This window comes from Dactylosporangium sp. NPDC006015 (assembly GCF_040614215.1).
GTDB lineage: Bacteria > Actinomycetota > Actinomycetes > Mycobacteriales > Micromonosporaceae > Dactylosporangium > Dactylosporangium maewongense.
Window position 1 is genome coordinate 24,768 of record NZ_JBEXUD010000002.1, and the last position, 12,181, is coordinate 36,948.

A 12,181-nucleotide genomic window follows, 5' to 3' on the forward strand; every position below is an offset into this window, starting at 1 on the left:
TTGTGGCCTGCGACAGTCTTTGGGCGAGGAAGACGGCAGTGTTTATGCCAGATCTCTATCGATCGAGGCTTTCGTCCTCGCTGCGATCACCCTCCCGGCGTCCGTCCATGCGGCCCTGCCTGGGAAGATCCTTGTCTCGCTGGCTGGGTGGCACCTGGCACGACCGCTCCAGCCACAGCGCGGCGGCGAGCAGGACGATCGATGCGGCGACGCCCAGCAACGCCTGCGGCAGGTTCTCCGAGACCTTGGCGAGCACGCCCCGCTGGGTCAGCAGCCACGACGACATGCCCAGGTAGAGGCCGCCGAACAGGGCCGCGACCAGCGCCGACGCCTTGCCGAGCACCGCGTACCGTGCGATGACCAGCGGCTGGAGCGGGCCGGCGCCCTCCTTGCGGAGGATCCGGTTCCGGGTCGAGTACGCCTCGAAGCCCTCGAAGATCGCCAGGCCGATCAGCGTCAGCGGCGGCAGCCACGGCAGCGTCGGCAGGCTGTTCCACAGGCTGCTGATGCCGATCCAGGCCAGCGCGGTGGTCGCGAGCGCTGCGATGACGAGGGTGGCCGGCCTGGTCGGCTCCATCCGGCCCTTGGGTCCGTTCGCGTTCGGTTCGTCGGGTGGCGGCGTGGCCATCGGCTCGGCTCCAGATCACGAATCGAGGTGGATGTCTTCCCGCGGGCGCAGGTCGGCGAGGTCGGTGGCGACCGGGGCGGCCCGGACCAGCTCATACAGCCATCCGTGGCCCGGCACCTGCCCGTAGGGCTGGATGTCGAGCCACGGCCGGAGCACGAACGCCCGGAGATGCGCCCGCGGGTGGGGCAGAGTCAGCTCCGGGTCGTCCGACACGACCGGCCGGTCGTCGTCGTCCCAGACGGCGATGACGTCCACGTCAAGCGTACGCGGGCCGAAGCGCCGCTCCGGATCGCGCACGCGACCGGCGGCCTGCTCCAGCCGGTGGGCGCGGTCGAGCCAGTCGCGGGGCGTCGCGGCCGGGTCGACGGCCAGCACCACCGCGTTGAGGTAAAACGGCTGGTCGGCATCGCCCCACGGGGGTGTCTCGTAGACGCCGGAGACCGCCCGGACGGCGTCGCCGAGTCCCGTGACGGCGCCGCGCAGGTTGGCCTCGCGGTCGTCGAGGTTGCTGCCCAGCGACAGCACGGCCCTGGTCACGGCCTCGTCCGCCGGATGGTCACGGCGACGTCGGTGAACTCGTGCGGGATCGGCGCCTGGGGCTTGTGCACGGTGACGGTCGCCGCCCGTACCCGCGAATCCTCCAGGCAGGAGCCGGCGAGGCGGTGGGCGAGGGTCTCGATCAGGTTGACCGGGTCGCCCGCGACGATCTCCGCGAGCCGTCCGGCCAGCTCACCGTAGTGCACGGTGTCGGTGACGTCGTCGGACTCCGCGGCGGGGGCGAGATCGAGCTCCAGGATCACGTCGATCACGAAGTCCTGGCCGTCGCGGCGCTCGAAGTCGAACACGCCGTGGTTGCCGCGGACCCGCAGCCCCGTCAGGGTGATCCGGTCAGCCGTCATGCCCTTGTCATCCTCATTCGTCACCGCGCCGCCTGTACGGCCTTCCACACCTTGATCGCGTCCACGTTGCCACGGACCTCGTGGACCCGCACACCCCAGGCACCCGCCGCGACGGACAGCACGGTGGTGGCGATCGTGGCCGCCTCGCGCTCCTCGGTCGGGCGCGGGGAGCCGTCGGCGGCCTGCAGGAGCCGCCCGAGGTGCGACTTGCGGCTCGACCCGACCAGCACGGGGTAGCCCAGGCCGATGAGGTCCGGCAGGTGCGCGGCGAGCCGCCAGGTGTGCTCGGCCTTCTTCGCGAAGCCCAGCCCGGGGTCGAGGATCAGCCGTTCGGGTGCGACGCCGGCGGCGACGGCCTCGTCGACCCGCTCCAGCAGTTCGGCACACACCTCTTTGACGACATCGTCATAAACGGCCAAATCGGCCATCTTGCGCGAGTGGCCGCGCCAGTGCATGAGCACCCAGGGGCAGCCGGCGTCGGCGACCACGCGGGCCATGTCGGGGTCGGCGAGCCCCCCGGAAACGTCGTTGACCAGGGCGGCACCGGCGGCGACGGCCTCGGCGGCGACCGCCGCGCGGGTGGTGTCGATGCTCATCGTGACGCCGGCCGCGGCCAGCTCGCGGATCACCGGCAGGACGCGGTCGAGCTCGGTGCGCGCGTCGACCCGGTCCGCGCCCGGGCGGGTGCTCTCACCGCCGATGTCGATCACGTCGGCGCCCTCGGCGACCATCTGCATGGCGTGGTCGACCGCGGCGCCCAGATCGGCGTAGCGGCCGCCGTCGGAGAAGCTGTCCGGGGTCACGTTGAGCACCCCCATGACCACGGGGGAAGGACGGCGAAGGAGCGTCACCTGAATGAAGGTACTCACCTCCGGTCAGTCACCTGTCCCCCACCAGGGGTAACCGCTCAGGCGCCTCATCCGCAACACTGATCACGGACCGGTCAGCTTGTTGGAAAGAGGGCTGCACCGTACTCTCTGCAAGTGAACGTTATTCGGACCGTTAAACCCGACAATGGGCATTTAGCAGGGCAAACGCCCGGATAAGGTTCCGCTGGAGGGCGACACAGCAGCCGGGGTCGTATGACCGGGTCGTCTTATCAGCGAGGCTTAACGCGCGGCGTGCACCTCGCCCGTCGCGCCTCCGGGGAGGTCTGATGATGTTGTTGGAGATCGGCCACGCGTTGTGGGGGGAGACGACCCGCGTCGCTGATGCGATCGCTCTGGCGCCGTCGCCCGAACCCGCACCGAAGACGATCAACACCGACGGCATTCTGCAGTTCTTCACCACGAAGATCGTGCCGATCCTCCTCGCGGCGCTCGGCGTGATCTTCATCGGCCGAGCCAGCAAGGGTGAGGTCTCCCGGGTGCTGACCAGCTCCGCCATCGCGATCATCGGGCTGGCCTTCGTCGCGGGCGCCGCGTCGCTCTTCTTCTTCGGCGACTCCCTCGTCAAACTGCTCTTCAACTAGAGCTGCCGTGCCTTCCGGACTCACTGCTGAGCCTCACTGCTGAGACGAGTGAACAAGACATGCGGCTGCGCACCGACGACGACATCTACCGGGCCCGCCTGGTCTACCTCGGGCCGCCCGGCTACACCCTGCCCATCCAGCTGCCCTATGCGCAGTACGGGGTGTTCGCGCTCCTGGTGCCCCTGTTCATGTTCATCCGTTACCTGATCACACTGCAGGTCGACTACTTCCCCGCCTACGAGATCGCCCTCGCGATCGTGGCGACGTCGCTGATCTTCCGCTACGTCGACCCCGATCGTCCCGCCCGGATGGTGGTCCGCACAGCCCTGACCGACTGGCGCCACACCCGGGAGCCGAGCCACGAGCAGCGTGACGCTCGGCTCGTGGCCACCAGGGTGCGTATCCGCCCGGAACTCACCGGTGATCTCGCATGACCAACCCGCCTCCCCGCCGTCCTGGGGGCTACTCCAACCAGCCGGACGTCGATGACGACGCTGCGCACACGTCCGATTACGACGGTGGCCTGCGCGCCGCCGCCGAGGGTGGTCGCGTGGCGATGTTCCGCGGGCCGGCCCGCGGCCCGTCGGCCGACCGCCCGGCGAGCGCGCCTCCGGCGGCCGACGTCGACTCGCCGTTCCTCGGGCTGTTCGACGACCCGCCGGGCGGGCGGCCGCGCGACCGCGTGACGGCCGGCGACCCTGGCAACCGGCCGATCTCCGGCATCCCGGTGTCGGCGGCCCCGACGTCCGGCGCCGGGCGGGCCCCTGAGGACCTGCGGGCGCCGAAGCGGGTGGTGCCGCGGACAGAGGCGCTGCCGTCCTCCGCCTCCCCTTCCGCCGCTCCGACGTCTGCGGTCCCCTCGTCCGGTTCCGCTTACGACCGGCGGCTGGCCCCGGCCGAGCGGCGGCTGGTGGACGCCGCTGAGCGGCGGCTGCTGGACGCGGCCGCCGAGCGGCAGCAGGCCGACGTCGCCGAGCGGCGGCAGATCGAGGCCGCCGAGCGGCGGCAGGTGGATGCCTATGAGCGGCGGCAGTTGGACCGGGCACCGGCCGACCCGCCGCCCGCGCTCCCTCCGGCCGCCCGATCCGGACCGCTGACGGCCGCCGAGCGCCTGGAGCGCAGCGGCGAGCACCCGGACGCCTTCGACTGGAGCGGCGAGCACCCGCGGCTCCCCGGCCGGCTGGGCACGGGCGAGCACCCGCAGGTCCCCGGACGGTCAGGCACCGGCGAGCACCCGCAGTACCCTGGACGGCCGGGCACCGGTGAGCATCCGCGGCTTCCCGGCAGGCCGGGCACGGGCGACCGCGCGCCCGTCGAGCGGCAGCGGCCGGCGCAGCGGCAGGCGCCAGATCGCGCTCCCCGTCTGACCACACCGGCGATGGGCGACGGCGGCAGTCGTACAGGCGCCAGAACCGCAAACGGGAAAGTCGTGCCGGGCAAGGACCTGGTGCCCCCGGCGCGCCGCTCGAGCCCTCCGCCCAAGCAGCCCGCCCGGCCCACCGGCAAGCGGACGCCGCTGGACCGCACGCCGAAGCCCCGGGTCCGGGACCGGCAGCCGTCGATCGACCTGGCGATCACCGAGATCGCCGGGCACCTGACGTTCACGCCGAACACCGTCACGGCCTGGTACTGGCTGCCCGAGGTCCGCTGGGCGTTCCGCCCCGACGCCGAGCGCGAGGCGCTGCTGTCGGCGATCTCCGAGCAGTACGCCGGCCTCGCCGGTTTCCGCCTGCACCTGCGCCGCACGACCCGGCCGTTCCCCGCCGACCAGTGGGCGCGCGTGGTGGACAACAACACGCCGTTCCCGCTGCCCACGGCCGGCGCCGGCCCGTCGTGGACCGACCACCTGGTCGCCGCGCAGAAGCACCTCCTGGCGATCAACCACGCCGAGGGCCAGACGTACCTCGGCATCTCCTTCGCCCGGCGCACCCTCGGCGACACCTTCGCCGAGCGCATCGGCGCCCTCTTCCGCCGCGGCGTCGCCGACGCCGAGCGGCGCCGGATGGCACGGACCGTCGAGCAGTTCGACGAGGTGCTCGGTGCGTTCGGCATGCGCGGCCGCCGGGTCACCGCCTACGAGCTGGAGTGGCTGCTCTACCGCTCCGTCGCGCTGTGCATGTCGCCGCCGGCGCACGTCACCTCGCTGGACGGCGGCTGGGACCGCGGCGACCTGCTCGCGCTGACCGAGCAGGTGGAGCGCTACCGGACGCCGTACGGCTCGACCGTCAAGCTGGTCAACCGGGTCAGCGGCGAGGAGCGGCACGTCGCCGTCCTCACCGTCGGCCGCATGGAGCCCCTGGAGATCCCCGAGCGGCACGAGCCGTGGCTGCACTTCCACGAGCGGCTGCCCTGGCCGATGGAGCTCTCCTCGCGGATCGACATCCTCGGCCCCAACGACTCGTTCCGTAACCTCGAGCACCGGCTCCGGCTGATCCGCTCCCAGCAGGCCGACTACAGCGAGCACGGCATCGACGCCCCGCCGGAGCTGGAGCGGCTCGCCAAGCGCGCCCTCACCATCGGCGACGAGATCAGCACCGGCCTGCCCGTCGACTCCTCGCGCGCGCACGGCTGGCACCGCATCGCCGTCGGCGGCCGCACCCGCGAGGAGTGCCTGGAGCGCGCCCGCCGGGTCACGCAGATGTACTCCCGCGAGATGCGCGTCGCCCTGCAGCACCCGAAGCAGCAGGACTGGCTCGCGCGCGAGTTCATCCCCGGCGAGCCCCTGGCCAACACCGGCTACCTGCGCCGCATGCCGGTGAAGCTCTTCGCCGCCGCCCTCCCCCAGGCCGCCTCGACCGTCGGCGACCGCCGCGGCGACCTCATCGGCCGCACCGCGGGCACCTCCCGCCGCCCCGTCTTCCTCGACCTGCACTTCCCGATGGAGGTCCGCGAGCGCTCCGGCCTCGCCGTCTTCGTCGCTGAGCCCGGCGGTGGCAAGTCCACCCTCATGGGCGCCCTCGGCTACCTGAACGCCCGCCGCGGTGTACAGGTCACGCTGCTGGACCCCTCAGGGCCGCTCGCCCGCCTCTGCGCGATGCCCGAGCTCGCCCCGTACTCGCGCGTCCTGAACCTCACCGGCTCGGAGCAGGGCACCCTGGCGCCCTACTCGCTGATCCCGACCCCGCAGCGCGGCCACTACGTCCCCGGCCCCTCCGGCGACCGCGAGTTCGAGATCGCCATCTCCAACGCGCGCGCCGAGCGCCGCATGCTCGTGCAGGACATCTGCATGATGCTGGTCCCGCCGCAGGTCGCCCGCGAGGCCTCGACCGCCACGATGCTCCGCCACGCCGTCCGCCAGGTCCCGGCCGAGGAGTCGTCGACCCTGGAAGACGTCATCCGCTCCCTGCGCGACACCGGCGACCACGACGCCCTCGAGCTCGGCAACCTCCTCCTGGACACCGCCGAGATGCCCCTCGCCATGCTCTTCTTCGGCACCCCACCGGCCGGCCTCCTCGGCGCCGACGCCACCCTCACCGTCATCACCATGGCCGGCCTGCGCCTGCCCGACCTCAAGATCGAGCGCGAGTACTGGTCCGCCGAGGAGTCCCTCGCCCTCCCCATGCTCCACACCGCCCACCGCCTGGCCGTCCGCCGCTGCTACGGCGGCGACATGACCCAGCGCAAGCTCGTCGGCCTGGACGAGGCCCACTTCATGGAAGGCTGGCGCTCCGGCCGCTCCTTCCTGGTCCGCCTCGCCCGCGACTCCCGCAAGTGGAACCTCGCCGCCCTGGTCGCCTCCCAGAACCCTCGCGACATCCTCGGCCTGGACGTGCAGAACCTGGTCTCCACCGTCTTCGTCGGCCGCATCGCCGAGGACTCCGAGATCGCCGCCGAGGCCCTCCGTCTCCTGCGCGTCCCGACCGACGTCGGCTACGAACAGACCCTGGCCGCCCTTTCCCAGGTCGACACGTCCTCATCCTCGCGCCTCGGCTTCCGGGAGTTCGTCATGCGCGACGTCGACGGCCGAGTCCAGAAGGTCCGCGTCGACGTCTCGTACGTCCGCGACCTCCTGCGCTACCTCGACACGACCCCAGGCGGCATCCCAACCGGCGACACCGTCGGCGGCGAGATCGTGGACATCCACGACGACGACTCGGAGGTCGACCGGTGAGACGCCTGCCCGTGCACGCAGCCGTGGTCATCGTCACCGCCCTGGCAACCCTCTTCGCCGGCCCCATCTCCCCAGCCACCGCCACCCCAGCCCGCGCCCCAGGGGACCCGTTGTGCACGGTCCAGGAATGGAGAGTACCGGGGAACTTCGAGAACTGCGCCGATCGATTGCAGGTAGACGTCCAGTCTCGAATTAGCTGCCTGGACGCACCAACTCCGAGCGCGCCAGATTCAGGCATGGCGGGCTGGTTTGCCAGCCGACCCAAAACCGGCACAGGCCTACGCTTTGCCTACCGCTATAGCGAGTACGGTTACGCCGGTTACGACTTTTCGACCTACGACTTGAAATGCGCTTCAGTGGTCAGGAATCCAAGCGCAGAGTTCGAAGGAACGATTGCCAACGGCGAATTCCTCGTTGCAACTTCGATCATTGGGGCATCTAACGCTCTGCGAGAGCGGGCGTGGGATCCGTCAGCGACTTGGGGTTGGGCGGATCCTCTCGTCGAGACTGCAACCAAAGCAGTATACGAAAAAGTCTTCACTGCTTTTGGCGCAGTAACATTGACCATTGTCGGAATGTACCTACTCTGGCGCTCACGGCAGGCAGATCTCTCCGGTGCGGTGACCACGGCGGGCTGGGCAATCTTTGTGATGGTCCTTATCACGGGCATTGCATCATGGCCGCAACTCTCTGCCGGTCTCGCCGACAAGACATTGATCGGCAGCCTTGGCGTAATCCACGACGCCATCGGCCCACCTGACGAAAGCATCCCGGCAGATAAATGCCGTAACCCCGAACCAAAAGCGTGCATAGACATACGACCTCCAGCGGCGCGGGCAAGCGACACGGTCGTTGACGGACTTCTGTATCGAAATTGGCTTCGCGGGACACTCGGGTCCGCGGACAGCATCACAGCCCAAAAATATGGCCCCGCACTATATGACGCAAAGTCCTTTAGTTGGGATGAAATTGACAGAATTCGCGCCGCCGAGTCACGGGCTCGCGAAAGCGAAGAAGAACGAATCCGCCTGAAGCGCCCTGGGCCAGCTATCGAGTCAAACGAACGCAAGATTCTGACTGATCAGAAGAAGAAGCGTTGGATGCAGGTCGCCGAACAGATCAAGACGGAAGATCCTGAGGCGTACGAGCACCTCCAAGGCAGCAATGGCATGGACCGAATCGGCGCCGGATTCCTCGCGATCCTCTCCGCACTGTTCTTCGCCTTATTCGACCTGACCGCATCGGTGCTCGTTTTCCTCGGATTCTTGATTTTCCGATGGGCCGTAATCGCGGCACCAATCCTGGGCACTGTCGGCCTTCTACGCCCAGCAAATGCGGGCCTTCGCCGACTCGGCAATGCGGTGATCGCGGCGATATTCAACATCGTCATCTTTGGAACAGGATCAGCAATCTATCTGCTGGCAGTTACATTGATTCTCGGAACTTCTTCGCTTGCCGGGTGGCTCCAGGTTTTGCTTATTTGGCTGACTGGAGTCGTTGGCTGGCTGTTGCTGCGGCCTTACCGGCGGATCACGCAGCTCGGTGGGAAGGATTCCACTCGCGCCATCACATCCGCTGGTAGCTGGCACCGGTTGTTCTTGCGGGACGTGCGGCAGGCTGCGGCGCTCAAGGTCGTTGACGCCGGTGGAACGAATGAGCCGCGGCAACGTGGGGACAGCCTGCCGGGACATCAGCGGCCAGAGCACCGGCCGGAGACGCGGGACGAGGACGTCGTGGCGGTCGGTGGAGGTGGCGACCGGACGCGTCCTGAGGAGCGGACGACGCGGCAGGACGGTCCGCAGCGACGGCGGCGGGAGCCGACGTGGGAAGAGCCCGACTTGCCGCAAGAGACCGCGCCGTCGTATTCGATCTATCGGCCCGACTCCGAACGGTCCACGTCCGACCGGTCGCCGGCGCGACGGCCGGAGTCGGCGAACCTGCCGGGGTGAGCGTCCATGCGTACGGTTCTGCGTCTGCTCGGCACGCGGTACGGCATCGCCATGGTCCTGATCGTTGTTGTGCTGATCGTCGTGGGATTCGGCCGCACCGTCTTCACGGACGATGACGGGACCGGCAACGGCGCACTCGGACCTACCGTTGCTCCCGCAACGACGACGCCGGACCCTTACAACTCGCTCGGTGACGACGGTGTCGCGGAGGAGCCGAGTTCGGCGGCGCCCTCCCTGAGCAAGGGGGCCGCCGACGCGAGCACGGTGGCCACTCGGTTCGCGAAGGCCTGGCTGCGCAAGCCCGGTATTTCCGGCGCCCAGTGGCGGGACGGGTTGAAGCCGGACGCGACGAACGAACTGATGGAAGACCTGGCCGACACGGATCCGAGCGACGTCCCTGCCGCTACGATCACCGGCTCTACGGTCGTGGAGAACCTCGGACAGGTCGCTACCGCCAAGGTTCCGGCTGATGGCGGAACGATCATCCTGCAGCTCGAGGCCATCGGTGGCCGCTGGCAGGTCACCTCGCTGGACTGGGAGGTGGCGTGACCGACTTCGAGACCGCTGACGAGCACGGTGAGGGCGGACAGCGAAGGCTCCGCCCTGCGCTGCTGGTGGCGCTCGCCGCGGTACTGATTCTGGTCTGCTGCGGCGGAGGCGTGGTGTCGTTCTTCCTCGATGCGGCGAACAAGACCGTCACCTACGATTCCGGCTGCGGCAACGGGAAACTGGTCGACGTGGCGGCAGAAATGCCGAACCATCGCAGGCTCGGCCAGGAGCAGGTACGTAATGCGGCGATCATCGTGCGGGTCGGGCAGGATCTCAATGTGCCGCCCCGGGGCTGGGTGATCGCCGTCGCGACGGCGATGCAGGAGTCATGGCTCCGTAACCTGCCGAATCTGGGCGCTCGCAACGACCACGACTCACTCGGGCTCTTCCAGCAGCGACCCAGCACCGGCTGGGGTACACCCGAGCAGATCATGGATCCGAAGTACGCGTCGCGGAAGTTCTACGAGAAGCTGGTGACGATTCCCGGCTGGCAGGGCATGAGCCTGACTCGCGCCGCTCAGAAGGTGCAGCGCAGCGCGTACCCCAATGCCTACGCAAAGCATGAGGAACTGGCCTCGACGGTGGTCAACTCCTTGACGGGCGGCGCAGCCCGCGCGGTCGGCGATCAGACCGACCTGCAATGCGTCAGTGCCGGCCAGATCGCCGCCTCTGGCTGGACGGCACCGGTCAAGGGAAAGGTGGGGTCAGGGTTTCGGACCGCCTCCCGCCCCACTCATCAGGGCGTCGATCTCATCGTTCCGCGAGGTACCGTCATCCACGCTGCGGCGGCGGGGCGTGTCATCAAAGTGCGCTGCGACGCGATCGGCCCGAACGGTAAACCGTGGGGCTGCGACCGGGATGGTTCACCATCCGTTCGCGGCTGCGGCTGGTTCGTCGACATTCTGCACGCCAATGGCATCATCACGCGGTACTGCCACATGGTGAAACAGCCGAGCGTCGTGGTGGGCCAAAGCGTTGCGCCCGGTCAGGAGATCGGGCTCTCGGGCACGACCGGACATTCTTCGGGTCCTCACGTGCATTTCGAGACGCACCGGAACAGCGACTCGAGCAAGAACGGCGCGATGGATCCAGTTCAGTTCATGCAGCTGATGGGGGCGCCACTCGGAGGGGAGCCGTGAGCGGTTTCCCGAGCGATGATCTACCCGACTGGGATCTGATTGCCGGCGGCGCCGAACGTGCTCCTGCGGGCATCGAGCTGGTGCCTGCCGTGTCCGTTCGCGACCTCCGCGGGCACCGGGCGATGGTTGGCATGCCGGGTCTTGGCTGGCGGGGTGATCTGCGGGTCGATGACCCGGTGGTGCAGGCGAGCCGGACCTATGTGCCGGCGTTGCCGGAGCAGGAATGGTACCGAGCCGAAGCGGAAAGAACCGAGGTATTTGCGCCGCTGGTGCCGATCGAGCGGGTGTGGGTGGAGCGGACGTCTTCGGCTGTGACCCCCGCCGAGGGGCGTTCGGACCTGGTGGGACGGCTCGTTTCGCTTGACGTGCCGCCGCCTCGGCCGCCTCGGCCGATTCGGGAGGTCGGGGTGGTAACCGGACTCCGCGTGGTACGCGTCGCAGGCCCTGACAACAAGGCCGGGAGGGACGAGCGGGATCTGCGAGCGGTGACAGAGCCGTACAGCAGCACCGAGGGCGACATCTGCGTGCGGGTCTGTAAAGAATTGGACTGGTATCGGTGGGCCTGGAGCGGACAAACACCGAAGACCCTTGAACTGCCGATCCACCTAATCTGGATCGAGTAGGCGCTACAGCTGCTCCGCACTGCAGATCAACCAGCTGCGGCTCTTTTCCAGCAGGAAACGCCATTCCTGCAAAGAAACAGTTTCACGTCCATCCGACTCTGGCACGAAGACGTTTAGCGTCGCCTTAACCTCTGCCTGCGTCCCGACGGCATTTACATCGAATCGAGCAGGCTTCACCGTAATCCTAATGGCGAATTTTGCCTCCCGCTCTTTGACTGCAGCGAGCGCAGCATCTACTTCCTTAAGGCTAGCAGTGGGACACTCGAAGAGCTTCGCTCGAATGTTGTCTCTGGAGGAAAATTTTGCCTCGATATATTGCTCGAGAACACCTTCGGGCGTGCTGCGGTCCGGGGTGGTGGCTTTGTCGTACAGGATGTATGCGGTGATTGAACCGCCCAGGCAGAGGCCGGCGGCGGCTACTGCGATCACAAGGAGCAAGGTCTTACGGAGGCCGAGGCCTCGCTTCGGGGGGCTGGATGGCGGGGTGGGGGCGGGGCGGCCGAGGGGCTCGTCCTTGCCGATGATCTCGCCTTCGAGGACCTCGTCGTTGCCGGGGCGGGATCTCGGGATCGACCTGCCCTGATCGAGGTTTGGCTCGTTCGGCTTCGATGCGTCCACGGTTCAGAGGCTATCGGGCCGCATCGAGGCTGGCACGCTCCCACGCGCTCTGAGGGATCGGCGGGGGTGGGTGCAAGATCGGGAGGGGGTGGGGTGTGGTTGGGAGGGTGTGGCGGTCACCTGCGGGAATACAAGACTCCCAGTGCGCCTACTGACTGCTTCCGCGGACTGCGTTACCGTTCCGGCATCTGCTG

Annotated in this window: 12 protein-coding genes; 7 read left to right on the forward strand and 5 right to left on the reverse strand. The window is 68.4% G+C overall.

The genetic code is table 11. The features are described from left to right. Window positions 1-55: 55 nt before the first annotated feature. From ABZ321_RS03315 to folP, 4 genes are read right to left on the reverse strand one after another with little or no spacing between them, the layout of a single operon-like run. Window positions 56-628, reverse strand: coding sequence for a DUF3180 domain-containing protein (locus tag ABZ321_RS03315; RefSeq protein ID WP_354889047.1), 573 nt, complete (start codon window positions 626-628; stop codon window positions 56-58). Window positions 629-643: 15 nt separating this feature from the next. Beyond that, complete coding sequence (folK, locus tag ABZ321_RS03320; protein WP_354889049.1) at window positions 644-1,165, reverse strand: 2-amino-4-hydroxy-6-hydroxymethyldihydropteridine diphosphokinase; 522 nt, start codon at window positions 1,163-1,165, stop codon at window positions 644-646. Further along, window positions 1,162-1,527 carry a dihydroneopterin aldolase gene (folB, locus tag ABZ321_RS03325; protein WP_354889692.1) on the reverse strand — a complete coding sequence of 122 codons (366 nt, stop codon included), beginning with the start codon at window positions 1,525-1,527 and terminating at the stop codon, window positions 1,162-1,164. The genes folK and folB overlap by 4 nt, the downstream gene beginning before the upstream one ends. A gap of 20 nt (window positions 1,528-1,547) precedes the next feature. Next, window positions 1,548-2,345 carry a dihydropteroate synthase gene (gene folP / locus ABZ321_RS03330; protein WP_344514203.1) on the reverse strand — a complete coding sequence of 266 codons (798 nt, stop codon included), beginning with the start codon at window positions 2,343-2,345 and terminating at the stop codon, window positions 1,548-1,550. 341 nt (window positions 2,346-2,686) lie between these two features. Here folP and ABZ321_RS03335 point away from each other — a divergent pair, with 341 nt between their 5' ends. Genes ABZ321_RS03335 through ABZ321_RS03365 form a run of 7 tightly spaced genes read left to right on the forward strand, consistent with a single transcriptional unit; the run spans window position 2,687 to window position 11,369 of the window. Then, on the forward strand, window positions 2,687-2,998 hold the full coding sequence (locus ABZ321_RS03335; protein ID WP_344514201.1) for a hypothetical protein: 312 nt from the start codon (window positions 2,687-2,689) through the stop codon (window positions 2,996-2,998). Window positions 2,999-3,057: 59 nt separating this feature from the next. Then, entirely contained in the window at window positions 3,058-3,432 is a 375-nt protein-coding gene (locus tag ABZ321_RS03340; protein WP_327006656.1) for a hypothetical protein, read from the forward strand. Then, on the forward strand, window positions 3,429-7,109 hold the full coding sequence (locus ABZ321_RS03345; protein WP_344514140.1) for an ATP-binding protein: 3,681 nt from the start codon (window positions 3,429-3,431) through the stop codon (window positions 7,107-7,109). Before ABZ321_RS03340 ends, ABZ321_RS03345 begins: the two co-directional genes overlap by 4 nt. 11 nt (window positions 7,110-7,120) lie before the next feature. Further along, window positions 7,121-9,058, forward strand: a complete 1,938-nt coding sequence (locus ABZ321_RS03350) for a DMT family transporter (RefSeq protein ID WP_354889694.1) — start codon at window positions 7,121-7,123, stop codon at window positions 9,056-9,058. Between the two features lie 6 nt (window positions 9,059-9,064). Beyond that, the gene (locus ABZ321_RS03355; protein WP_354889052.1) at window positions 9,065-9,607 is read left to right on the forward strand and encodes a hypothetical protein; all 543 of its coding nucleotides are present in this window, start codon (window positions 9,065-9,067) and stop codon (window positions 9,605-9,607) included. Then, the gene (locus ABZ321_RS03360) at window positions 9,604-10,746 is read left to right on the forward strand and encodes a M23 family metallopeptidase (RefSeq protein ID WP_354889054.1); all 1,143 of its coding nucleotides are present in this window, start codon (window positions 9,604-9,606) and stop codon (window positions 10,744-10,746) included. The genes ABZ321_RS03355 and ABZ321_RS03360 overlap by 4 nt, the downstream gene beginning before the upstream one ends. Before the next feature lie 35 nt (window positions 10,747-10,781). Next, entirely contained in the window at window positions 10,782-11,369 is a 588-nt protein-coding gene (locus ABZ321_RS03365; protein ID WP_354889696.1) for a hypothetical protein, read from the forward strand. A gap of 3 nt (window positions 11,370-11,372) precedes the next feature. Here the strand turns inward: ABZ321_RS03365 and ABZ321_RS03370 are convergent, their stop codons facing one another. Beyond that, window positions 11,373-11,987 carry a hypothetical protein gene (locus tag ABZ321_RS03370; RefSeq protein WP_344514134.1) on the reverse strand — a complete coding sequence of 205 codons (615 nt, stop codon included), beginning with the start codon at window positions 11,985-11,987 and terminating at the stop codon, window positions 11,373-11,375. Window positions 11,988-12,181 lie beyond the last annotated feature (194 nt).